Raw genomic sequence first — 23,674 nt, forward strand, 5'->3', positions numbered from 1 at the left:
ATGCCAACTGCCTGCACTGTATGTGCGGGCTTTTGGTGTATAATGTTTGTCACTATTTTTTGCTATTTTTAGATAAAAAAGCTCTTCACCGGATGAGGTATTTCAAATGACCACGGAGCGAAAAAGCTATTCCTCCAATAAGTTCCAGCTGGAACTCCCGTACCTGATCGAAGTCCAGAAGGCTTCGTACGAGCAATTCCTCCAGAAGGAAATCTCGCCAGAAAAACGTCTCAAGGTAGGGCTGGAACGCGTGTTCCAGGATATTTTCCCGATCACTGACGTCAAGGGTCTTTATTCCCTTAATTATGAAGGTTATTATTTCGGTATCCCGAAGTACAGCATCCCCGAATGCCGTGAGCGTGGTCTCACGTATTCCATGGAGCTTTACGCCACTCTTTCTCTTCAGATTTTCGAAGAAGATGGCGAAGATCGCAAGCTCAAGGAAGAAGTCAAGAACGACGTCCTTATTTGCGAACTCCCGATCATGACTGAAAACGGAACGTTCATCGTCAATGGCGCTGAACGCGTTGTCGTTTCCCAGTTGCACCGTTCCTACGGTATTAGCTTTGACGAAGAACTCCAGCCCAGCGGCCGCTCCGATTACAAGAGCCGTATTATTCCGCACCGTGGTGCCTGGGTGGAATTCAATACCGAAGGCGACACCCTTTACCTCATCATCGACCGCAAGAAGAAGCTCGCCGCAACGACCATGCTCCGCTGCATCGGTTTCGAAACGACTCAGGAAATCCTGAAGCTGTTCTACAAGAAGAGCGAAGAAGTTTCCGTTAGCGACCTCTCCAAGGAATTTGACGAAAATGGCGTTTGCGTCCTCATCGACCGCATCATTTTCGAAGATGTGATCGACAAGGATTCCGGCGAAGTTATCGTTCACGCGAACGACGTGATCGACGAAAAGAAGCTCGAATGCCTCATCGAAAACAAGGTGGAAACGGTTGTGCTCCTCTCCAAGGACGAAGACAACCTCCTCATCCACTACACCCTCGCTGCCGACAAGTCCAAGTCCCGCGAAGACGCCCTCAAGGCTATCTACTCCGTGACCCACCAGCAGCAGGACGAAGCTCCGGATATGCGCACTGCCGAACTTTACTTCGACAGTCAGTTCATTTCCGACCCGCACAAGTACGATCTCGGCGAAGTTGGCCGTTATCGCTTGAACGCTAAGATTTACAGCAAGCCCGAAATCTTGAAGGTCCTCGAAGAACAGGGCGACGAATTCAAGATTCCGTCCCTCACCACGATGACCATGAGCAAGGCTGACTTCCTTGCCATCATCGAATACATGGTTGGCCTCTACAGCGATACCGAAGGTTACACCCTCGACGATATCGACCACTTGGGCAACCGTCGTACCCGTTCCGTGGGCGAACTCCTTGCTAACCAGATTTCCGTGGGCCTTTCCCGTATGTCTCGCGTCATCCGCGAGAACCTGAACCTCCACGGCGAAGACGAACAGACCACTCCGCGCGACCTCGTGAATACCCGTATGGTCAGCTCCACGGTGCAGTCCTTCTTCGGTTCTTCTCAGCTTTCCCAGTTCATGGACCAGATGAACCCGCTTTCTGAACTTACTCACAAGCGTCGTCTTTCCGCTCTCGGTCCTGGTGGTCTTTCCCGCGAACGCGCAGGCTTCGAAGTCCGTGACGTGCACTACACGCACTACGGCCGTCTCTGCCCGATCGAAACACCGGAAGGCCCGAACATCGGTCTTATCAACTCCCTCGCTTCCTTCGCCGTGGTGAACCACTTCGGCTTCATCGAAACCCCGTACCGTATTGTGGGTCTCATTGACTTCAAGGATGCCAAGGGCAACATTGTGAAGATTCCGGAAGCCAAGTGGCACTTCGGTATCTTCAAGGCTTTCGTGCATGACCCGCACCTCTTCCTGGAACTTGAACTTTCCAAGAAGCAGATCGATTCCGTGCGCATGAACCTCGACATCAAGCAGCGCGACCTTTTCGAAGGTTTCGTGAACAAGGTGTTTGCGTTCAAGGATGCCGAAGGCAACGTGACTTACTACCGTAACGGTTTCACTGTCGATGATTTTGGCGGCAAGGCCGATTACGAACAGGTGGGCACTGTGGTCGAACAGATCGTGTCTGACTACATCACCTTCCTCACCGCCGACGAAGAAGACGCTTTCAAGGTGGCTCCGGCTTCTACCGAACTCACCGATGACAACCGCTTCAAGGGCGACATGGACGGCTACGTGATCGTCCGCGACAAGAGCGAATACCCGCACCTCATGCGCCAGGACAGCTTCGCTCTCGACGATACCGAAACCGAACGCATTGACCTCATGGACGTGGCCCCGATGCAGATCGTGTCTGTGGCTGCAGGTCTTATCCCGTTCCTCGAACACGATGACGCTAACCGTGCATTGATGGGTTCTAACATGCAGCGCCAGGCGGTGCCTCTGCTCCGCGCCGAAGCTCCGATCGTGGGTACGGGTCTCGAACGCCGCGCCGCACTCGACTCGGGTACGGTCGTCCGCGCCAAGCACGACGGTAAGGTGACCTTCGTCGATGCACGCAACATCACCGTGCAGCGTGGCAACATGGTCGACGGCAACTTCGTGCCGCTCACCGGTCTCGGCGAAGACTACGAATTCCTCGGCAAGGATCCGATTGACAACTACGTTCTGCGCAAGTTCGAACGTTCCAACCAGGATTCCTGCATCAACCAGAAGCCTATCGTGGATGTGGGCGACTTCGTCAAGGCTGGCGATGTGCTCGCTGACGGTGTGTCTACCGACCACGGCGAACTGGCTCTCGGTAAGAACATCTTGATCGGCTTCCTCCCCTGGAACGGTTACAACTACGAAGACGCCGTTATTATTTCGGAAGAACTTGCCATCAAGGATACCTTTACTTCTATCCATATCGAAGAATACGAATTGGAAGTCCGCGACACCAAGCGCGGTCCGGAAGAACTCACCCGCGAAATCCCGAACGTCGGCGAAGATGCTTTGCGCAACCTCGACGAAAACGGCGTGATCCGCGTGGGTGCCGAAGTTTCCGCTGACGATATCCTCGTCGGTAAGGTGACTCCGAAGGGCGAAACCGAACTCTCTCCGGAAGAACGTTTGCTCCGCGCTATCTTCGGCGAAAAGGCCGGCGACGTGCGCGATTCTTCTCTGAAGGCTCCTCCGGGAATGAAGGGCGTCGTGCTCGAAACCCGTATCTTCAGCAAGAAGGACAAGGCCGACAAGAACAGCAAGGAAAAGGATCAGGAAACGATCAACGAAATCCGTTCCAACTTCCAGGCCCAGATCGACAAGATCAAGGCTTCTTGCTCCGAACACTTGTTCGAACTCTTGGGCGGCAAGGCTGCCGGTAAGGTCATGGACAACGAAACCCATGAACTCCTGATCCGCGAAGGCCAGACTTATACTGAACAGAACCTCTCCGTCATCGACGTGACGAAGGTTTCTCCGGCTTCCACTTTCGTGGTGGGCGACGACGAACTCCAGGAAAAGGTTCTTTCGCTCGTGCTCGTTGCACGCGACAACCTGGATACGCTCACCCGTACCATGGAAAAGGAAATCGACAAGGTCACTAAGGGTGACGAACTCAAGCCGGGCGTGCTCAAGAGCGTGAAGGTCTACATCGCCAAGAAGCGTTGCCTCTCTATCGGTGACAAGATGGCAGGTCGTCACGGTAACAAGGGTGTGGTCTCCAAGATCGTGCCTGTCGAAGACATGCCGTTCACCGAAGACGGACGTCCGCTCCAGATTCTTCTGAACCCGCTGGGCGTGCCTTCCCGTATGAACATCGGTCAGGTGCTCGAAGTCCACTTGGGCTGGGCTGCAAAGACCCTCGGTTTCAAGGTTTCCACTCCGGTGTTCGACGGTGCCAAGTTCGAAGACATCTGCAAGGAACTCGAAAAGGCTTACCAGAAGAACCCGATCGTGAACTACGAAATGGATCCGGACAACAACAAGATTATCGGTAAGGCAAAGCTCTATGACGGCCGTACCGGTGAAGCATTCTTGAACCCGGTTACTATCGGTTACATGTACTACCTGAAGCTCGGTCACTTGGTGGACGACAAGATCCACGCCCGTTCTATCGGTAGCTACGCGCTCGTGACGCAGCAGCCTCTCGGCGGTAAGAGCCAGTTCGGTGGCCAGCGCTTCGGTGAAATGGAAGTGTGGGCTATGGAAGCTTACGGTGCCGCTTACACGCTGCAGGAACTCCTCACCGTCAAGTCTGACGACGTGCAGGGCCGTTCCAAGGTGTACGACGCTATCGTACACGGCCAGAACACTCCGAAGCCGGGTGTTCCTGAATCCTTCAACGTTATGATCCGCGAAGTTCGTTCTTTGGGTCTCAATATTCAGACCAATGGAGATAAGTAATATGGTCGAAGAAATTGAACGCGACAATTCTGGCGATATTTCGATTCACCTCGCCGCTCCGGAAATGATCCGCAGCTGGTCCCATGGTGAAGTGACCAAGCCCGAAACCATCAACTACCGTTCCTTCAAGCCTGAAAAGGATGGTCTTTTCTGCGAAAAGATCTTTGGACCGGTGAAGAACTGGGAATGTAACTGCGGTAAGTTCAAGCGTATCCGTTACAAGGGTGTCGTTTGCGACCGTTGCGGCGTGGAAGTGACTCACTCCAACGTGCGCCGTAAGTACATGGGCCACATTGAACTTGCTATTCCTCTGACTCACACCTGGTTCGTCCGTAACCAGCCGTGCGTCATTGGCGCTCTGTTGAACCTTTCCACCAAGGATCTCGACAACATCATCTATTACGAAAAGTATGTTGTGATCGATCCGGGTGACGCTGACCTCGAACCGAATGCCTTGATCGATGAAGCCCAGTACCAGGACCTCACCAACGAAGGCCGTACGTTCGACGCCAAGATGGGTGCCTCCGCTATCAAGCAGCTGCTTGACCGCGTGGACCTCACCGCCCTTTCTGCAGAACTCCGCACTCAGGCTATGTCCAAGTCCAAGACCAAGCAGGAAGACGCTTTGAAGCGCCTCAAGGTCGTGGATTCCTTCCTCAAGTCTCAGCGCGACAGCTTCCGTAGCTACTACGAAGATCCTGTCAAGGCCATGAAGGCCGACAGCCAGCAGCCCTGGCTCCGTGGCCTCGCCGAAGCCGTTGCCGAATTCAAGGCTAACTACGAAGCCAAGCACGACAACTTTGTGGTTGCCGACGCTTACGAAGAATTCCGCAAGATGTACCCGAGCGAAGCACGCCTTCTCGCTAACCAGCCGTCCTGGATGATTCTCGACGTGCTTCCGGTGATTCCGCCTGATCTTCGTCCGCTCGTACCGCTCGAAGGCGGCCGTTTCGCAACGTCCGACTTGAACGAACTTTATCGCCGCGTCATCAACCGCAACAACCGTTTGAAGAAGTTGATTGACCTCCGTGCGCCGAACGTGATTCTCTGCAACGAAAAGCGTATGTTGCAGGAAGCCGTTGACCAGCTGTTCGACAGCGGCCGTCGCACTGCCCGTACGGGTTCTGCACGTCCGATGAAGAGCCTCGCCGAACTCCTGAAGGGTAAGCAGGGCCGCTTCCGTATGAACTTGCTCGGTAAGCGCGTGGACTACTCCGGTCGTTCCGTGATCGTGGTGGGCCCGGAACTCCGCATGCATCAGTGCGGTCTCCCGAAGCGCATGGCTCTCGAACTTTACAAGCCGTTCATCATCCACCGTTTGGAAGAAGAAGGTATCGTTTATACCCTCAAGTCCGCTAAGAAGTACGTGGACGCCGAACGTCCGGAAGTGTGGGATATCCTCGAAGAAATTATCGAAGACCACCCGGTGATGTTGAACCGCGCCCCGACGCTTCACCGTCTGGGTATCCAGGCGTTCTACCCGCGCCTGATCGAAGGTAACGCAATCCGCCTGCACCCGTTGGTCTGTACTGCATTTAACGCAGACTTCGACGGTGACCAGATGGCATGCCACCTTCCGCTGTCTTTCGAAACGCAGCTCGAATGCCGCGTTCTCATGCTCTCTTCGAACAACATTCTTCACCCGGCTTCCGGTCAGCCGATCGCTGTCCCGGGTCAGGATATCGTGCTCGGTCTGTACTACTTGACCAAGCCGCGTCCGGCTCGTAAGGGTGAAGGCATGCACTTCTTCGATTCTGCCGAAGCCGTGCGCGCTTACGAAAACGGTGTTGTCGATCTGAACGCAATCGTTTACTTGAAGCTTAAGGCTGGTCAGAAGATTTACATGGGCGCCCTCGAAAAGGATGCCGTGTGCCTCCGCGAATCTGCCGACGATAACGGCAATATCGAACAGGCTGTCAAGGCTGGCGAAAAGATCAAGTTCCTTACCCTTAAGGAAGACAATGTTATCAAGACGACCGTCGGTCGTATCATCTTTAACGAATTTGTTCCGAAGGAACTTGGCTACGCCAACGAAACCTTCGGCAAGAAGGTGATTGCGAAGTCCATTGACGACCTGTACCGCCGCACCGGTAACCGCGTGACCGTGGATTACCTGGATGACCTGAAGGCCAACGGTTACAAGTGGGCTACCCGCGCCGGTTCTTCTGTGGCTATCGCCGAAATGGTGATCCCGAAGGAAAAGCAGGAAATGCTCGACAAGGCTGCCGAACAGGTTTCCCGCATCCGTAGCCTCTATGAAGACGGTGTGATTACCGACGGTGAACGTTATAACCAGACCATTGACGTGTGGTCCAAGACGACCTCCGAAGTTGCTGCCAAGCAGTGGGACTTGCTCTCCAGCGACCGTGACGGCTTCAACCCGGTTTACATGATGGCCGACTCCGGCGCTCGTGGTAGCCGTGAACAGATTAAGCAGCTGTCCGGTATGCGTGGTTTGATGCAGAAGCCGATCAAGCAGCTCGGTGGTCAGGAAGTTATTGAAAACCCGATTAAGTCCTGCTTCCGTGAAGGCCTTAACGTGATGGAATACTTCATCTCGTCTCACGGTGCTCGTAAGGGTTTGGCAGATACCGCTCTTAAGACGGCTGACGCTGGTTACTTGACTCGTCGTCTCGTGGACGTGGGCCAGGACCTCGTGATTACCGAAGAAGACTGCGGTACCACGAACGGCATCGAAGTGTCCGCATTCAAGGACGGCGACGATACCGTGATCGCTCTTGAAGAACGTCTCCTCGGTCGTGCTCCGGTGGACGACATCAAGCACCCGGTGACTGGCGAAGTGATCGTCAAGGCCGGCGAACTCGTGACCGAACGCGATCTTCCGAAGATCTCCGCTACGGGTCTTGAACACATCAAGATGCGTTCCGTGCTCACCTGCGATTCCCGCAATGGTGTCTGCTCCAAGTGCTATGGCCGTATGCTTGCTTCCGGTCGTCCGGTTGACCTGGGCGAAGCCGTGGGTGTGCTCGCTGCACAGTCCATCGGTGAACCGGGTACGCAGCTTACCCTCCGTACCTTCCACATCGGTGGTGCTTCTTCTCGTCTTACTGTCGAAAGTGACAAGAAGGCAACCGTCGATGGCCACATCGAACTCGAACAGGTCGAAACTGTTGAACACGAAGGCCAGAAGGTCGTTACCAGCCGCATGGCTGAACTCGTTATCTTTGACAAGACCGGCATCAACAAGGGTCGTTACCAGATTCCGTACGGCTCTATCCTCCATGTCGAAAACGGCGCCGCAGTTACTACAGGCCAGGTAATGTTCGAATGGGATCCGTATAACAGCCCGATTATCAGTAACGTTTCTGGTAAGGTTGTTCTTACGGACATGGTTGAAAACCGCACCTACCGTTCCGAAACGGACGAAGTCACTGGCGTGGAAACCTGGACCGTGATTAGCGACAAGCAGCACGGCAAGAAGGACCTCCACCCGGCAGTTACCATCGTTGATTCTTCTAACACGAAGATTGGTAACTACATGCTTCCGGATGGCGCAATCCTTACCGTTAAGGCTGGCGAAATGGTGAGCGTCGGTCAGACTGTTGCAAAACTTCCGCGCGCTGCCGGTAAGACCCGCGATATTACGGGTGGTCTTCCGCGCGTGGCCGAACTCTTCGAAGCTCGCGTTCCGAAGAACAAGGCGTTCATCGCTCCGATCGACGGTCTGGTCGAAAAGATCGAAGAAGTCCGCAACAACCAGGTAGTTTATATTAAGATGGATGACCAGGAAGAGAAAGTGCTGGTTCCCCGCGGCGTCCATCTGGCGGTCAACGAAGGTGACCGTGTCCACATTGGTCAGAAGATCAGTGAAGGCAGCGTGGATCCCCACGATATCCTCGACGTCCTTGGTCCTGAAGAGGTCCAGCGTCACTTGGTGAACGAAATCCAGGCGGTGTACCGCCTGCAGGGTGTGGCTATCGCAGATAAGCACATCGAATGTATCGTCCGCCAGATGATGCGTAAGGTGAAGGTCAAGGATTCCGGAGACTCCGAACTGCTTCCGGGCGAAGAAATTTCCAAGGCCCGTCTCCGCGCAGAGAACGACCGCTTGGTCGCACTCGGCAAGACTCCGGCGACCTTCACGCCGATGCTCCTTGGTATCACGAAGGCATCCTTGGCGACAGACAGCTTCATTTCTGCCTGCTCGTTCCAGGAGACCACCAAGATCCTTACCCGCGCTTCCATCGAAGGTAGCGTCGACCCGCTCCTGGGTCTTAAGGAAAACGTGATTATGGGTCGTCTTATTCCGTGCGGTACTGGCGCACGCCACCTGAGGAACGTCCAGGTGGTGGATGCCGATGCCGAACTGGATGCCGCGGCTCGGCCTATGGGTATCCAGGGCGATTACACTGAATCCGACGATAGCGCCATCCAGATGCTGGATAACGAAATCGGTATCAATGACGAGGAAGATTCGGATAATTAACCCGAGATACTTGAAAAAAATTGGAAAAGAAACTATATTTGCACTCCAAAATCTAGGAGATTAACAGTGCCAACTATTCAACAGCTCGTCCGCAACGGACGTGAACAGATCAGCAACAAGACCGCTTCCGTGGCCTTGAAGTCCTGCCCCCAGAAGCGCGGTGTTTGCACCCGCGTGTACACCAGCACCCCGAAGAAGCCGAACTCCGCTCTTCGTAAGATCGCCCGTGTGCGTCTTTCCAACAAGATGGAAGTGACCGCATACATTCCTGGTGAAGGCCACAACCTCCAGGAACACTCCATCGTGCTCATCCGCGGTGGTCGTGTGAAGGACGTCCCCGGTGTTCGTTACCACATCATCCGTGGTACTTTGGATACCCAGGCTGTGAACGGTCGTCAGAACGGCCGCTCCAAGTACGGTGTTAAGAAGAAAGGTGCCGCTCCGGCCAAGAAGTAAGGAAGGTAGAATATGTCTAGAAGAAGAAAGGCTCTCCATCGCTCCATCCTCCCGGATCCGCGTTACAAGTCCACTCTCGTTACCGAACTCGTCGGTGTCGTGCTGAAGCAGGGCAAGAAGACCATCGCTGAACAGATCGTCTATACCGCTCTCGAAAACCTCGGCCAGAAGCTCGAAGGTCCGGAAACTCCGCTTGAAAAGTTCGAACTCTGCCTCGAAAACATCAAGCCGCGTCTCGAAGTGAAGTCCCGCCGTATCGGTGGTGCCAACTACCAGGTTCCGATGGAAGTTGCACCGGACCGCGCCAAGGCCCTCGCTCTCCGCTGGCTCCTCGATGCAGCCCGTAACCGCAACGAAGCCAACATGGCTGACCGCCTTGCTGCAGAACTCGTTGCCGCCAAGAACGGTGAAGGCAACGCTGTCCGCAAGAAGAACGACACGCACAAGATGGCCGAAGCCAACAAGGCTTTCGCACACTTCCGTTTCTAATTCTTGCATTAGCACGGAATTATCCTAGAGGAAGGCTCCGCTTAAAAGCGGAGCTTTTCTGTTTTGTGCAGTTAGGGTTTGCCGGAACACATACGTAGACTAAAATTCTAACACAAAAATGCCGAAATTTTGCGTAATTAGGCGTTTAAAACCGTACAACGCAAATAGTCGGACTTTTATTGCTTTTGTATACAGCGGGATTTATCTTTGCGGTAAAGGGTAAAAACAAAACACTAATGGGAGTGAAAATGAAAAAACACCTGAAATCCTTTGCCGGCATTTTGGCATCTGCCGCTTGCCTTGGCGCATTCGCGACCACCACATCGATGGCTGCAGAAACCTACGCGGGAACCTTCTTTGACGAAAACGGAGCCTATTACGGTCCGGATTGCGACAAGGATAAAAACTATTCCGGTGCCTATTATACGGGTAATTACGAAAGCCCGTTCAAGAAGATTTTGGGCAAGACTGACGCCGAAATTCAGGAAAAGATGGATGCCCTTTGGAATCATTACTTTAAGGGTGATGATAATTCCAAGGTTTATTATGACAAGGGTAGCGAAGCCTACATCAAGGACATCAACAACAACGACGTCCGTTCCGAAGGCATGTCTTACGGCATGATGATTGCCGTACAGACGGGTCACAAAGAAGAATTCGACAAGCTCTGGAACTGGGCGAAGAACCACATGTGGCACAAGGGCGGTGGCTGGGACGGCTACTTTGCATGGCAGCGTAACGACAGCGGTACTGGTGGCGATGACAACTGCGCACCTGATGGCGAAATGTACTTTATGATGTCTTTGCTTTTCGCAGCCAATCGCTGGAACGACAGCAAGTACATGGAAGACGCCCAGTACATCTTGAAAAAGATGTGGGACAACGGCCAGCATAGCCTTTTCAACCCGCAACACTACGTGATTACATTCCAGCCGCAGGGCAACGAAAACAACTTCTCTGACCCGTCTTACGACTTGCCGGCATACGTCGATCTTTTCGCCCGTTGGTCCACCTCCAATCAGGACAAGTGGTCTAAGGCCGCGAAGGCAACGCGCGATCACTTGTACAAATCTTCTAACCCGAAGTCCGGCTTGTTCAGCGACTATAACAACTTTGACGGAACCCCGCACGGCGTAAGCTACAATAGTAACGCCGAAAAGTACATGTACGACGCCATGCGCTGCGCTATGAACTTCGGTATGGACTACTACCTGTTCGGTGTTGATTCTGCTCGTCAAGAAGAAATGGCCCGCCGCATTATCGATTTCTTTGAAAAGGATGGCTACAAGCACGCTCGCTTCAACTGGGATGGTTCTAATCCGCAGGAACAGTATACGCAGGGCGAAGCCGGTGCAAATGCAGTTGCAGCCATGGCCTTGATTAACGATTCCAAATACGATGCCGCCGTCAAGAAGAACTTGGAGTTGGCATGGGATACTAAGTTCATGACCGGTCAGTACCGCTACTACGATGGCCTGGTGCATTACCTTGCCATGCTCCACTTGAGCGGCACCTTCAAGATTTGGAAGCCGAAGCCGACTGTCGAATCTGAAGAAAAGACCATTACCGAGACCGAAATCAACGGCGTGACCTATAATGACGGCGACAAGGTTGATTACTTCGAAGGTTGCAAGCTTTACAAGGCGACCATCAAGGCTCCCGCCCAGACTGGCCCGGGTAATGATTCTACTGTTACCAACCCTGATTCTACCGTTGCTAACCAGGATACTACGATTGCAATTCGTACAACCGTTGCCTTGAACAATAATGTTCGCGTGTGGTCCACCAACAGCGCAATCGTTATTGAAAACGCACCGGCAGGCACCAAGTATACGGTCACTGATCTCAACGGTCGCGTGCTGACTGCATCGAAGACTGCGACTTCGACCCAGGAAGTCCGCCTTGCCAAAACGGGCCCGATGCTTGTCATTGTCGGCAACAAGGCATACAAGGTCGTGAAATAGTAAAGCTTCTATTTAAGGCTTGTATATAAAAAGTCCCGGAAGGAAAATCTTCCGGGACTTTTGCTTTTGTGGATTGGTTATTTCTGTATGTGGAGCCTGTACATGCTTCGCGCATGGGTGCTGGGAGCATCGATAGCGTGTACGCCCGGGGTGAAGTGCTGTACGGCGCTCTGCCACAGGATGCGCCCCTGGTAGTCGAACTGCACGACGCTTGCCTTTAATGCTTTGTCGGTTTGCATGTAGAGCTTGCCGTCTTGCAGGCGAAAGGAGTTGCCGGCGGCCCTCCCGGTAAGCTTGATAGCCGTGTTACTCTCCAAAGCCTTCATTTTGGCGATGCCGGCCTTCCAGGCGTCAACGGCGGCCTGCGAGGTGTTGAGCGCCCAGTCGCCTTCGTTGGCTTCCTTGCTCTGGCTGAACCACATCACCGCAAATACGCGGGAGAAGTCCGTGGCGAAGTGCTCGAACATGTCGGTAATCCATTCGGCCTTGTTTCCGCCGAGTTCGGAGCTCGAAATTTCGGCGATGAAGAGCGGCTTGTCGATGTTCGCGAGCGCGTTGTACGCCTTCTTGAAAACCTGCGAGAACGTCTGCCAGCTGGACCAGCTCTGGCATTTGCCCCAGTTGTAGCCGTCGATGGAGATGTAGTCGACGTATTCGTCGCCGGGGTAGTTGCCGGTAAGCGTGGAACCCTTTCCTGCGTTCGAGGCGTTAGTGGTCCAGACCCACTTGACGTTTTCGACATTTTCTTCGCGGAAGATTTTCACGATGTGGCGGAATGCTTCGGCCACGTTTGCGTCGGTGTTGCCGGCACCTTCTTTACCCACGCCCCAGTCGTACCAGTCGCCGTTTGCCTCGTGGAGGGGCCTGAGCCAGATTTCTTCGCCGTAATTCTTGACGCCCTTGGCGTAGTCACGGATGTATTCGTCGGCCTTGCCGTTCACCAGTTCCTGCGCATTGTAGCCGTTCGCCATCCAGGTAACCACCAGCGTGGAGCCGTTTTCCTTGGCGACGTTGGCGTATTCTTCGGTCGCGTTCCAGTCGTTGATGTCGAAGAGTGCAAAGTAGCTGATAAGGTCGAGGTGCGTGCCCTGCAAATCCTGGAACGCCTGCACGTTCTGCTGCGTGGGCTGCGGATACTGACCCGGGCCACCGACCCATGCGCCGACCTGGAATGCCATGGCCGCGACAGGTGCGACACACATAGAGAGGAATAATTTCTTGTTCATATAAACCCCGATAGGCATTAAATGCCAGTTGATGTTGTTTTACGTTTTTAAAGATATGTTCGGGATTTTGCGAAAGACGTTTTAGTTGTTTATATTTATATTAAAGTGTATCTAGTGTTATGGCGGAGGCCCGATGACTGTCGATGAATTTTGCAAGTGGATAGAATCGTCCGGATTCAAGGATGGTGCAAGGCTTCCATCTGTGCGCAAGGTAGCTGCGTCGCAGGGGGCTTCGACCTTTACCGTTTTCCAAGCGTATAAGCGCCTAGTAGAACAAGGCAAAATCTACGGAGAGCACGGCAACGGTTACTTTTGGGGCCAAAAGCCCGAAATCGTGGTAGACGCAAGCGAGCACGAGACTGAACGCCTGGAACGCCTGCTTTTAGAAGACTGGAAATCCGGCAAGATTTCGGTGGACAGTACGCTACCGTCGATTAAGGACTTGTGTTCGGTTTACAGGACCACGTCGGGTTCCATGAGCCGTACCCTTGAAATGCTGCGTGAAAGGGGAGTGCTCGACCGCAAGGGCCGCGGGCGTTACTACTTCAAGAATACAAGGTCGTCTGCGGTCAACTTGAAGGAAATCCTCTTGATTATGCGTTGCAATCCGAACGGGGATTTTAACGGGCTTGGCGAACGTGAACTTACGTTCATGCAGAAGGTGTATGCCGAGGCGCGCCGCAACAAGCTTAAAGTCAAGGCACTCGGGTATTATGAGAACGCGGGGCTTTTTCTAGATGCCGCCGGAAACCGGGTCAGGCTGGAGGACTGTGGCGAATACTTCGGTGCCGTCGTTTCGACCATGCTGGTGTTCAACATAAGCAAACTCTTTGCCCTGCTTGCCTGCACGCGGTTCCCGATTTCGGTGTGGTGGGAACACCCGCTGTACGATATTCCCCGCGCGTTAAAAAAAGAAAAGCGCTACGCGTTCTTCAATTTGGCCTTTGGTGATTTCCCGGGGCGCGCGGTGGGGCATTTCTTGAAAGAAAAGGGAATGGAGCGTGTCGCCTTTATTTCGCCTTACCACATGAGCATGTGGTCGAGGGACCGCCTGAAAGGACTCAAGAAGGTGGGGCTCGAGGTAATCGAAGCGACCGATGCGAGCCATGCGAGCCATTTTGATTTTATGCAGGAGAAGGGGGCGCATGAACATTTTAGCCGTATTTTGCTTAAGCTGGTGAAAGAGATTCCGCCTGTAGATGCGTGGGTCGTGTCAAACGACAGGGTAGGGGTGGAACTTTTGTCGCTCGTGGAGCAGGGCAAGCTCAAGCGCCCGCCTTACATGGTGTCTTTCGACAATTCCAACGACAGCTATCGCAACCGCCTGGATTCCTTTGAGTTCAGCCTCGATGCCCTTGCGGAACAGTCCGTATTCCACTTGATTTCTCCTGGCGTTACTTTGTACAAAAAAGACGATTTCCGCGAGCTTTCGGGGCATGTCGTGGAAAAATAAGCCTTTTTCTTGAAATTATATTTTTGTATGTTATATTTATAAACGTGCAACGTGATTCGGGGAATAGGTTGATGGGTGGATTGAAGCTTCTTTGGATTGTGATTTGCTTAGCGATTGTTGCTGGCTTCGCAGGAATGATAAGAATTCCGCAGGGCGCTAAGGATATTTTTCCGTGCTATGAGCCTCACGGTCATTTTTGCAAGATTGCGAATTACGCGAGTTCCACGACAATGCCGATGGATGGTGCTTTGGAATTTGTAGAGAACAAGGTGGATTGTTTTTATGGCGAAGGTCATGCGTATATAATCGCTAGGAGCAATGCCCCGGAACAGATTCGCGATAGCGTTTTTTGGGGAAGCAAGTCGCGTTGCTACGATGATAACATGAATTGCGGCAATCTCGGTGAAGATGTGGAAGTGCCTCGTTATACAAAAAAATCGGGACTTTATTTTTATTCGTGTAAGAATTCGAAAGCGGCGCCCAATGGCTGCAAGCCTGTGGAAAAGGGAATGGAAATTCTTGAAACGGAAGATTTAAAAATATCGAATCTTTCACGAGATGCCTTGCTATACTATTTCAAGGCGAGTCAAAGGAAAAGTTTGGATTCCTTGATGGCCTGGCTTTTGAAAAATCATAGATTACAGGACTTTTACCAGACATTGCCGTGGGGCTTGAAAGATGAAGATGTCGTGAAGGCGGGGAATTCCGCTGCGCCCAGGTGGACGGGAATGGATTTCTATTTGCGGACAAAAAAGATCGAAAGTAAATCTTATAAACGGGGAAACTTTTCTTCTTTTGCTGACGTAATGAAAGCCTGTAAGGACTGGGGGATGGCGCATGAAGCTCCTTAGTATTTGCATAGCCGGTCTTTGTTTTTTTTGTGGAGCGTTTGCAGAAACGCCCCGCATTGCGGAATACTGCGCCAAGATTCTGGATGATAGTACATACGTTCCTTTGCTGATAAAGGACCTTGATGAACCAATCAAAGAGTGGAATTATCCTGATTCAATTCCTTGCGAACACACTCCGTGCCATGCCAATTGGAAAACGAAAAGCAAGGTCTTTTTCCCGTACGATATTGAGTGCCGTGAAGATGGTTTAGTGGGTTTGTTGGGTGGCGGTGGCGGAGGTATAGCCGTTTGTAGTCATTGCCCTAAGTATCCTATAAAGCTGGAACGTATTTGGAAACTTAGATTGTATGGTAGTAAAGATGAAGATGCTTGCTGTAGAAAAAGTGAAGACTATGAGGATAAGGCTACATTCTATCTTCGCAACGCCCGCGAATCTCTGAAGCCTTTTTATGGGCAAGTTTTCAAGGGCCGTTGGAAAGGCGAATGGGATACCAATGGCAATGGAGAATTTCCCCCGATGAAGCGAGATTTTTTGGCGCGGCTTGTGGGTGAATGTAACGATACGATTCCCGTTGTGGAATATTGCGTCAATGGCGGGAAAAATGCGGAACTTCATTTGACTAATTATTACGATGTATTGCCGAAGCTTACTTTTGCTGATGGCAAAAAGATGAAGTGTGAAGGCGCGATGCGTGTCGAAAAGTCGTATGAAATGGATTTTGCAGAATATGGAAAACGAAAGTTGGCGCATTTCGTGGAGCAGGATACTTGCAACGCGACTAGTGTTGTTGCGACCAAGGTCTATCTGCCCATTCCTAAGTATATCGGTGCGGATGCACTCAAGGGCATTCCGATGAAAAGTTTATACGGGAAGAGTATTCCTGTTATGTCAAAGAATGTACTGACCTGTAATTTTAACTCCATCGAAAGAAATGTATTACTTTATGTCCGTGTCGGCGGCAAGTGCACTAAGCATGATTTGCAGGAGAAAAAGAAACAGAACATTTTTGAATTGGAACAGGTCGAAGACATTCAACTCCATACAAAAAGCATAGTGGGACATTGGGAAACTTGCGGTGACGGTTATATATGTCCGGCCAAATGCACCGAAGTAAAGGATCTTTTGCCATGAAGACCGTGAATATAATTCTGCTTCTGATGTTGCTGCTTGTGGGAACTCTTTTGGCAAAAGAACCTGCGATAATGCATTTTTGTGTTTCGTCATTTGATGAAACTGCGGACGATTTTGATTTAGGCATAAAGGCTATTAAAAGAATTAATCCGAATTCGAAATGGAAATGGCCTGACTCATTGACGTGTGGACGTCCTGTTTGGAATAATAAGTTCGTATTGAATTTCGAGGGTCGGCAAATTGAAATGGGCGGGGAATATGACGGAAATCCAGATGAATTTAGTTGCAAAGTGTGCTCGGATACGGAGCGATTGCAAAGGAGAAGCGTGACGAGTCCGTTTGTTGACGAATTGAACGCGAGGGAGGGCGGCTGTCTTTGCAGAAACGAAAAACCGATAGATTCTACATCGGTCAAAAAACTTTATGGGAAAAAATTCAAGGCGGATTGGGAAACGACTCTTTCATGTTCATGCCCGTCTTATCAGTCAATAACATTAAAGACGACGTTAAATGTCGTTATCGACGGCCCGTGTGCTTCTGTAGAAGTTGCCTTCAAGAAAACCGAAACGGAATCAATGGAAGACGATATTCTTGGTGAGGATTCCGCAGTGACGGTATGGGAGTGTCGCGGAAAAGGCTGTTCCTCGGAAGAACCGAAAGAGGATACAGTGCTAGCAGAAGGGGTGTTTCCATGCTATTATAATAACGCAAATGAGAAACACCATCCTGTTGAATCTTATGGTAGCACTAAACGGATGAACATGGTCGATAAGCCCGAGGCGTCAGAAGAAAGCTTGGAGTGCTTTGAAGTGGATGGAAAACGCTATTTAGTATTTGGGTCGAATGTACCGAGTCAATTTTATTCTGAACATATTTATTATAGCGAATATGAATATATGACAAGTTTTTGTTATGAAAGTATAAACGGATTTAAGGAAATGAAAAAGCGGGAATCGCCATTTTATTCTTGCGAAAAAGAGATGTCATCGCCGAAAGGTTGCAAGGCGAAGGAGCACGGTCTCGATTTCGTGATGAACGGAAAAGGCGAATTTAGCGGTTGGGATCGCAAAGCGCTTTGGCTGTATGCGCGATTGAGGGAGGCGAAAGATGCGGTTTCGTTTATGGACTCTTTAAAATACAGCGAACTTGAGAAAGAAATTCTGTTGCCGGCCAATATATCTAAAAAGACCGTGCAAAAGCTGGGCGACGAAGCTGCACGGAAAACAGCAGGCATGTCGTTCTACAAGGGAACGCGGAGAGCCCGCTATGAGAAATTTGGCAAGAATCAGTTGAATTCGATGAAGGACGCTCTTGACAAGTGCAATGCGTGGGATAATCGCTAGGTTACTTTCGGAACGCTTCTATTTTTCGCATCGTTGGAACGAGTTCTTTTAAGGGAATGTTTGAATCCGGATAGAAACCGATGTGCTTGTCGCAGGCTTTGCTTTCCAATTGTCTTTTTATACCCATGCTGTCAATGTAATTCCATAATTCTGGCTCATTAAGGAATTTTCGCGGATCCCCCTTGCGGGGGAATATAGATTCATGGATGTACATATAATAAAATAATGAATCATTTTCTTCTTTGACATAAATGGAAACTTCGGGCCAGCGGCATTTGTTTAAATCATAGAGAGCCATTTTTCTGTGCGACTCGTTCAATGTGCGTAAGTCGAGATTGTCTTCACTTACACCTTTTAGTTCTAAACGAATAATGCTGGCAAAAAGGCTCGCTGTTATAGGAGATTGTTTTATTGTGAAGTAGGGAACTTTGAATGGGTTCTTGAAATCGTCTCCGATAACGTATTCAATTTCTGATATGCTTGCTATGCGGATAGCTGTTAAAACCCTATGGAGTGCTTTGTAAGGGAGATTTTCGTCAAAATGTATGCGAACTCTTTCTTCTGGGGCAGGCTTTTTTAATTTGTCGTTATACCACATCTTGTTGAAATTCTCTTTTGTTCTGAATATCTCTATAATGGCTTTTGCGGAATCTTTGCCGTTTTCGATGAGGTCTTTGTCGGTGAGGCCTATTTTCGCCCCGTTTACGGAATAGAATTTTGGAGTAACATCCATAAAGCTTTCGTCTTCTGAAAACGTTACGGGCTTTTGCTCTTTGTTACATGCTACTAGTAATAGGACCGTGACAAGAACAATAATGCATTTCATCTTGTTGTAAATGATAGTATTTTCCCAACTTTTTGCTGATTTCATCTAAGTTCTAGGTTTTAATTTCTGCCAGCGAACCACTAATCACTAAATCTTCACATTTTTTCTTCCTACTGTCTACTTCCTACTTTCTACTTTTTTATATTTAAGGCACAAAAATTTTCACTTTAACAGAAGGTTAATAAAATGGCTAAAATCGCTAAAGTTTGGGCTCGTCAGATCCTGGATTCCCGTGGCAATCCGTCTCTCGAAGTCGATGTTACTCTTGACAACGGTATCGTTGGTCACGCTGCTGTTCCGAGCGGCGCTTCCACCGGCGAACGCGAAGCTTGCGAACTCCGCGACGGCGACAAGAAGACTTACTGCGGCAAGGGCACGCTCACTGCTGTGAAGAACGTGAACACCAAGATTGCCAAGAAGATCATCGGCATGGATCCGTCCAAGCAGACCGAAGTCGACGACGCCATGATCGCTCTCGACGGCAACCGCATGCTCAAGAACAAGCTCGGTGCAAACGCTATCCTCGGCGTTTCCATGGCTGTTTGCGTTGCTGCCGCTAAGGATGCTGGCCTTCCGCTTTACCAGTACATCGCCAAGCTCCATGGCACCAAGAAGCTCACGCTCCCCTGCCCGATGTGCAACGTGATCAACGGCGGTGCTCACTCCTCCGCTCCGATCGACTTCCAGGAATTCATGATCGCTCCGGTTGGCGCCAAGACTTTCTCCAAGGGCCTCCAGATGGTCACCGAAATCTTCCACGCCCTCAAGGCTGTGCTGAAGAAGGCCGGCTTCGACACCACCGTTGGTGACGAAGGTGGCTTCGCTCCTGGCGTTTCTATCAAGCCGGCTAAGAACAAGTTCGGTTACGAAATCACTGGCGTGATGACCCTCGAAAAGGCTCTCGACGCTTTGAAGGCTGCAACCACCAATGCCGGTTACAAGTTCGGCACTGACATCAAGATCGCTCTTGACGTTGCTTCTTCTGAATTCTGCGACAAGAACACCAAGGCTGGCAAGCCGGAAACCTACACCTTCAAGAAGAGCACCAAGAAGACTGTCAAGTCTGCCGACATGGTGAAGCTCTACGAAAAGCTCATCGACAAGTACTCCATCTTCTCCATTGAAGACGGTCTCGACGAAGCTGACTGGGCTGGCTGGAAGGTCATGACCGATAAGCTCGGCGGCAAGATCAACCTCGTGGGTGACGATCTGTTCGTTACCAACCCGACCATCTTCGACGAAGGCATCAAGGCTGGCATCGCTAACGCCATCCTCATCAAGGTGAACCAGGTGGGTTCTGTGTCCGAAACTCTCGCCGCCATCAAGCGCGCTCAGAACGAAGGCTATGCCCCGATCGTTTCTCACCGCTCTGGCGAAACCGAAGACACCTTCATTGCTGACCTCGCCGTCGGTACCGCCGCTGGCCAGATCAAGACTGGTTCTCTCTCCCGTACGGACCGCGTTTGCAAGTACAACCGCCTCCTCCGCATCGAAGAAGAACTCGGCAAGGCTGCTGTCTATGCCGGTGACCCGCGCAAGGCTTGCAAGGCCCCTGCTAAGGCTTGCAAGAAGTGCGGCTGCAAAAAGGCCAAGTAATTTTCTAAACCATTAGAATTACTAAGAGAAACCGTTCCTGGTTAACGACCGGGGCGGTTTTTCTTTTGTATGCAATGACTGTTAGTTTGTGTAAAATACGTCGAAAAAGGGTTTGTTTCTAGTGAGTGTAAATTTCCGTAAACATCAATAGTCGCAAGGGCTGTCGCCTTGCGCTTAAAAGCACGATTGTAAACACTATTTTTGAAAATCGAAGGAACAAACAAATCTTTTAAATCTATATTACGAGAGAATTTTTTCACACTAAGCTTTTTATAGCTATAAAAAGAGGACACACATGATTGGACTTAAATCGATTGCCAAGACGGCGCTTGCGCTCTCGGCATCCGGTGCTCTCCTTTCGGGTTGCGGCGACGCTTCTTCGGAAGGTGATCTGGGTGGCGCGCTTCCCCGTCAACAGACGCTATACTTGTCGGGCCAGCAGAACGATGCGCCGGGTTCTTTCAACCCGCTTGCAGAAAGCTGGATGGCTTCCTGGCCGGTAGGCGGACGCTTCAACCTCATGTACGAACCGCTCATCACGTACAACTCCTTGAACGGCAAGATCGAACCCCTTCTGGGTACCTTGGTCGAGGATCTCTCCAATAACGACTCTATCGTTGTGGACCTGAACCCCGCCGCCAAGTGGAGCGATGGCAAGCCGGTGACCTCCGTGGACGTGACCTTCATGTTCCTGCGCGGTTCCATCAACTCTACCGAACAGATTTCCGCTATCCATATCGATTCCCTGAAGGGTGCCGATGGCGTCATTACCGAACGTCTTTCGTTCATGGTCGCCAAGGACAAGCGTAACAACCCGCTGACCGTGCGCGACATGTTGCAGGCAACCCGTATCGCACCGTCTCACGTGTTTGAACCGCTCATCAAGGAAAAGGGCCTCGACGAAACGAAGAAGCTCCCGATGGACCAGAACCCGGTGGTTTCCGGTCCGTACAACCTGCGTAGCGCCGACCCGAACAAGATTATTCTTGAACGTCGTGACGACTACTGGGGCAACGCCGCCCTCCATGACGGCAAGCTTCCGGCTCCGAAGTTCATTGTTCACCCGATTTACAAGAACAACGAACACAACACGATTGCTATGCGTGAAGGCAACCTCGATGCCTCCCAGAGCTTTATTCCCCGCATTCAGCGTAAGGCTTCTGCAGGCGTCCACACCTGGTGGAACGAACCGCCTTACTTCCGTCCGGGTGCAATGCCCATGCTCGTGATCAACACCCTTAAGGAACCCTTGAACGACAAGCGCTTCCGTCGTGCTCTTGCAACTGCAATCGACTACAACGCGCTTCGCCAGTTCGCCGTTTCCAACTACACCTCTACCCTCAAGGCCGGCCTCATCATGCCGACGGACCTCGAAGGCAAGTACATTGTTGACGAAGACCTCGAAAAGTACGGTGTGAACCTTGGCATCAGCGATGAAGCCGAACGCCTCGCCGCAGTGAAGCAGATTCTTTCCGAAGCGGGCTTCAAGTCCGTGTTCAACGACGACGGTACCTTGGACCACATGGAAAATGCCAAGGGCGAACGTCTCCCGACTCTCTACATCACTAGCCCGAACGGCTGGACCGACTGGGAAGCCATGGTGACTATCGCTGTCGAAGGCATGCGCAAGGCCGGTATCGATATCCGCGAAGGCTTTGTGGACGGTGGTTCCTACTGGCCGGCTATGGGTCTTGGCAACTTTGACCTCGTGATGCACAAGCCTGTCGCCGACGTGACTCCGTCTCTTCCGTGGAGCCGCTTCAACGAAATCATGGCAAGCCGCGATTGGCAGCCGCTTGGCGCCTGGGCCGGTGTGAACATCGGTCGTTACAACCAGCCGGGTACCGAAGGCTTCCGCCCCGAAGTCGACCAACTGTTGTCTGCTATTCCTCTGATGACGGACTCCGTGGAAATTGCGAAGGCCTACCGCGAACTCAACAAGATCTTCATGGAAGACCAGCCCTCTATTCCGCTGGTTTACCTGCCTGAACAGTTCTACGAATTCAGCGACCGCGTGTGGACGAACTGGCCCACCGCCGAAAACCCGTACGCTCCGGCTCAGCTGCCGTGGGTGGCTTCGGGCACCAAGATCCTCTGGAACTTAAAGCTTGCTAAATAAAGGTTAAAGGAATACAAATGCTTAAACAATATCCTATGCTACGCTATGTCCTGCAGAAGGGGTTCTGGTATCTCCTGACCTTCGTTTTTGCAGTGGCATTGAACTTCGCCTTGCCGCGTCTTGGCGATAACAACCCGGTCGACATTATCATGGGTCAGGCCGGTAAGGGTCTTTCTCCGACTGAAGCCCAGAAGAAGAAAGCCGAACTCCTGGTGTCCTTCGGTATGGCCGAACTCGACGATCAGGGCAACGTGATTTATGAACCGGAAGTCGACGAAAATGGCCAGATGGTTACCCGCAAGGTGCCCAAGCTCGACGATGCTGGCAATCCGGTTCTTGTGACTGTGAAGGAAGTCAACGAAGACGGCACCCCGAAGATGGTGGAACGCCAGAAGGTTGACGCCGAAGGTAAGCCGGTCTTCGAAGAAAAGCCCGTGCTCGACGCCAAGGGCAAGCCCGTAATGGAAAAGAAGGGCAAGAAGAAGGTCGCCAAGGTTGAACAGGTCGCTGTCATGGAACAGGTCCAGGCTGAACGCCAGGACACCGTGATGGTGGACGAAGTCGTCCTCAAGACCGACCCGAAGCTCAGCTCCGCATTCTCCCAGTTCCTCCGTTACATTGCCAACGTGTTCAAGGGTGACCTCGGTCTCTCTTACCAGAACAACGAACCGGTGACCAACGTGATCAAGAAGTCCCTCCCGTGGACGCTCCTTATCCAGGCTCCGACGATTTTGCTCGGCTGGATTATCGGTAACTTGCTCGGTGCCTTCGCTGCTTACAAGCGCGGCATCTTCGACAAGGTGTTCTTCCCCTGCGCCATGTTCTTGAACGGTGTGCCGTACTTCGTGTTCGGTATGCTCTTGGTGGCCATGTTCTCCATCACGCTCGGCTGGTTCCCGGCTATGGGTGCTTATAGTTCCGACATTCCGGAACTCACCTTCTCCTGGACCTGCATCAAGAGCGTCGCTTGGTACTACATCCTCCCGTTCTTCAGCTGCTTCCCGATTCTTCTTTCGGGTCAGGCAACGGGTATGCGCTCCATGTCCATTTATGAACTCGGTACTGACTACATGAAGTACGCCAAGTGGCTCGGTCTTCGCGAAGGCAAGATTATTAGCTACGTGTTCCGTAACGCCATGCTTCCGCAGCTCACCGGTCTTGCTCAGTCCCTGGGTGCCATGGTGGGTGGCGCACTCATTACCGAAATGATCTTCTCTTATCCGGGCCTCGGTATGGCTATGCTCAACGCCATCCAGAAGAACGACTACGCAACGATTCAGGGTTGTACGCTCATGATCTCTACCTGCGTGCTCGTGGCCAACTACGCCGTTGACGTGCTCATCGCCGTGTTCGATCCGCGCGTGAAGGCCGGTCTCCAAATGGGAGGTAAGTAA

14 protein-coding genes are annotated in these 23,674 nt (G+C 51.7%); 12 read left to right on the top strand and 2 right to left on the bottom strand.

Annotated elements, in window-relative coordinates:
• The first annotated feature begins 106 nt into the window (after positions 1-106).
• The 5 genes from rpoB (at position 107) to BUC02_RS12180 (ending at position 11,734) form a co-directional block, all read left to right on the top strand.
• Positions 107-4,378 (top strand): DNA-directed RNA polymerase subunit beta, encoded by a 4,272-nt coding sequence (gene rpoB, locus BUC02_RS12160; protein ID WP_073322893.1) that lies wholly within the window; start codon positions 107-109, stop codon positions 4,376-4,378.
• A 1-nt stretch (position 4,379) separates the two neighbouring features.
• Positions 4,380-8,825, top strand: a complete 4,446-nt coding sequence (rpoC, locus tag BUC02_RS12165; protein WP_073322895.1) for a DNA-directed RNA polymerase subunit beta' — start codon at positions 4,380-4,382, stop codon at positions 8,823-8,825.
• Between the two features lie 66 nt (positions 8,826-8,891).
• On the top strand, positions 8,892-9,281 hold the full coding sequence (rpsL, locus tag BUC02_RS12170) for a 30S ribosomal protein S12 (RefSeq protein WP_072980597.1): 390 nt from the start codon (positions 8,892-8,894) through the stop codon (positions 9,279-9,281).
• 12 nt (positions 9,282-9,293) lie between these two features.
• Positions 9,294-9,770 (top strand): 30S ribosomal protein S7, encoded by a 477-nt coding sequence (gene rpsG, locus BUC02_RS12175; protein WP_072980594.1) that lies wholly within the window; start codon positions 9,294-9,296, stop codon positions 9,768-9,770.
• A gap of 248 nt (positions 9,771-10,018) precedes the next feature.
• Entirely contained in the window at positions 10,019-11,734 is a 1,716-nt protein-coding gene (locus BUC02_RS12180) for a glycosyl hydrolase family 8 (protein WP_254794210.1), read from the top strand.
• Positions 11,735-11,811: 77 nt separating this feature from the next.
• Here the strand turns inward: BUC02_RS12180 and BUC02_RS12185 are convergent, their stop codons facing one another.
• On the bottom strand, positions 11,812-12,960 hold the full coding sequence (locus tag BUC02_RS12185) for a glycoside hydrolase family 26 protein (protein ID WP_073323014.1): 1,149 nt from the start codon (positions 12,958-12,960) through the stop codon (positions 11,812-11,814).
• Positions 12,961-13,093: 133 nt separating this feature from the next.
• On the opposite strand from BUC02_RS12185, the gene BUC02_RS12190 reads away from it, so the two are divergent.
• From BUC02_RS12190 to BUC02_RS12205, 4 genes are read left to right on the top strand one after another with little or no spacing between them, the layout of a single operon-like run.
• The gene (locus BUC02_RS12190) at positions 13,094-14,413 is read left to right on the top strand and encodes a GntR family transcriptional regulator (RefSeq protein ID WP_073322897.1); all 1,320 of its coding nucleotides are present in this window, start codon (positions 13,094-13,096) and stop codon (positions 14,411-14,413) included.
• A 44-nt stretch (positions 14,414-14,457) separates the two neighbouring features.
• Complete coding sequence (locus BUC02_RS12195) at positions 14,458-15,264, top strand: hypothetical protein (RefSeq protein ID WP_139261145.1); 807 nt, start codon at positions 14,458-14,460, stop codon at positions 15,262-15,264.
• Positions 15,251-16,396: a hypothetical protein gene (locus BUC02_RS12200; RefSeq protein ID WP_073322901.1), complete on the top strand. Its 1,146-nt coding sequence runs from the start codon at positions 15,251-15,253 to the stop codon at positions 16,394-16,396. Before BUC02_RS12195 ends, BUC02_RS12200 begins: the two co-directional genes overlap by 14 nt.
• Complete coding sequence (locus BUC02_RS12205; protein ID WP_073322903.1) at positions 16,393-17,739, top strand: hypothetical protein; 1,347 nt, start codon at positions 16,393-16,395, stop codon at positions 17,737-17,739. Before BUC02_RS12200 ends, BUC02_RS12205 begins: the two co-directional genes overlap by 4 nt.
• A gap of 1 nt (position 17,740) precedes the next feature.
• Here BUC02_RS12205 and BUC02_RS12210 read toward each other — a convergent pair whose 3' ends face one another.
• Positions 17,741-18,610, bottom strand: a complete 870-nt coding sequence (locus BUC02_RS12210) for a hypothetical protein (RefSeq protein WP_073322905.1) — start codon at positions 18,608-18,610, stop codon at positions 17,741-17,743.
• 141 nt (positions 18,611-18,751) lie between these two features.
• On the opposite strand from BUC02_RS12210, the gene eno reads away from it, so the two are divergent.
• The 3 genes from eno to BUC02_RS12225 all read left to right on the top strand — a co-directional run bounded on the left by eno (position 18,752) and on the right by BUC02_RS12225 (position 23,674).
• On the top strand, positions 18,752-20,161 hold the full coding sequence (eno, locus tag BUC02_RS12215; protein ID WP_073057359.1) for a phosphopyruvate hydratase: 1,410 nt from the start codon (positions 18,752-18,754) through the stop codon (positions 20,159-20,161).
• A gap of 295 nt (positions 20,162-20,456) precedes the next feature.
• Complete coding sequence (locus BUC02_RS12220; RefSeq protein ID WP_073322907.1) at positions 20,457-22,280, top strand: ABC transporter substrate-binding protein; 1,824 nt, start codon at positions 20,457-20,459, stop codon at positions 22,278-22,280.
• Between the two features lie 17 nt (positions 22,281-22,297).
• Entirely contained in the window at positions 22,298-23,674 is a 1,377-nt protein-coding gene (locus tag BUC02_RS12225) for an ABC transporter permease (RefSeq protein WP_073057292.1), read from the top strand.

It is taken from the genome of Fibrobacter sp. UWOV1 (assembly GCF_900142495.1).
Classification (GTDB): domain Bacteria; phylum Fibrobacterota; class Fibrobacteria; order Fibrobacterales; family Fibrobacteraceae; genus Fibrobacter.

What these genes read in the sequence shown, in the direction of transcription:
- rpoB (WP_073322893.1), top strand. Translation starts at nt 107, where the DNA reads ATGACCACGGAGCGAAAAAGCTATTCCTCCAATAAGTTCCAGCTGGAA.
- rpoC (WP_073322895.1), top strand. Translation starts at nt 4,380, where the DNA reads ATGGTCGAAGAAATTGAACGCGACAATTCTGGCGATATTTCGATTCAC.
- rpsG (WP_072980594.1), top strand. Translation starts at nt 9,294, where the DNA reads ATGTCTAGAAGAAGAAAGGCTCTCCATCGCTCCATCCTCCCGGATCCG.
- BUC02_RS12180 (WP_254794210.1), top strand. Translation starts at nt 10,019, where the DNA reads ATGAAAAAACACCTGAAATCCTTTGCCGGCATTTTGGCATCTGCCGCT.
- BUC02_RS12185 (WP_073323014.1), bottom strand. Translation starts at nt 12,960, where the DNA reads ATGAACAAGAAATTATTCCTCTCTATGTGTGTCGCACCTGTCGCGGCC.
- BUC02_RS12190 (WP_073322897.1), top strand. Translation starts at nt 13,094, where the DNA reads ATGACTGTCGATGAATTTTGCAAGTGGATAGAATCGTCCGGATTCAAG.
- BUC02_RS12200 (WP_073322901.1), top strand. Translation starts at nt 15,251, where the DNA reads ATGAAGCTCCTTAGTATTTGCATAGCCGGTCTTTGTTTTTTTTGTGGA.
- BUC02_RS12205 (WP_073322903.1), top strand. Translation starts at nt 16,393, where the DNA reads ATGAAGACCGTGAATATAATTCTGCTTCTGATGTTGCTGCTTGTGGGA.
- BUC02_RS12210 (WP_073322905.1), bottom strand. Translation starts at nt 18,610, where the DNA reads ATGAAATCAGCAAAAAGTTGGGAAAATACTATCATTTACAACAAGATG.
- eno (WP_073057359.1), top strand. Translation starts at nt 18,752, where the DNA reads ATGGCTAAAATCGCTAAAGTTTGGGCTCGTCAGATCCTGGATTCCCGT.
- BUC02_RS12220 (WP_073322907.1), top strand. Translation starts at nt 20,457, where the DNA reads ATGATTGGACTTAAATCGATTGCCAAGACGGCGCTTGCGCTCTCGGCA.
- BUC02_RS12225 (WP_073057292.1), top strand. Translation starts at nt 22,298, where the DNA reads ATGCTTAAACAATATCCTATGCTACGCTATGTCCTGCAGAAGGGGTTC.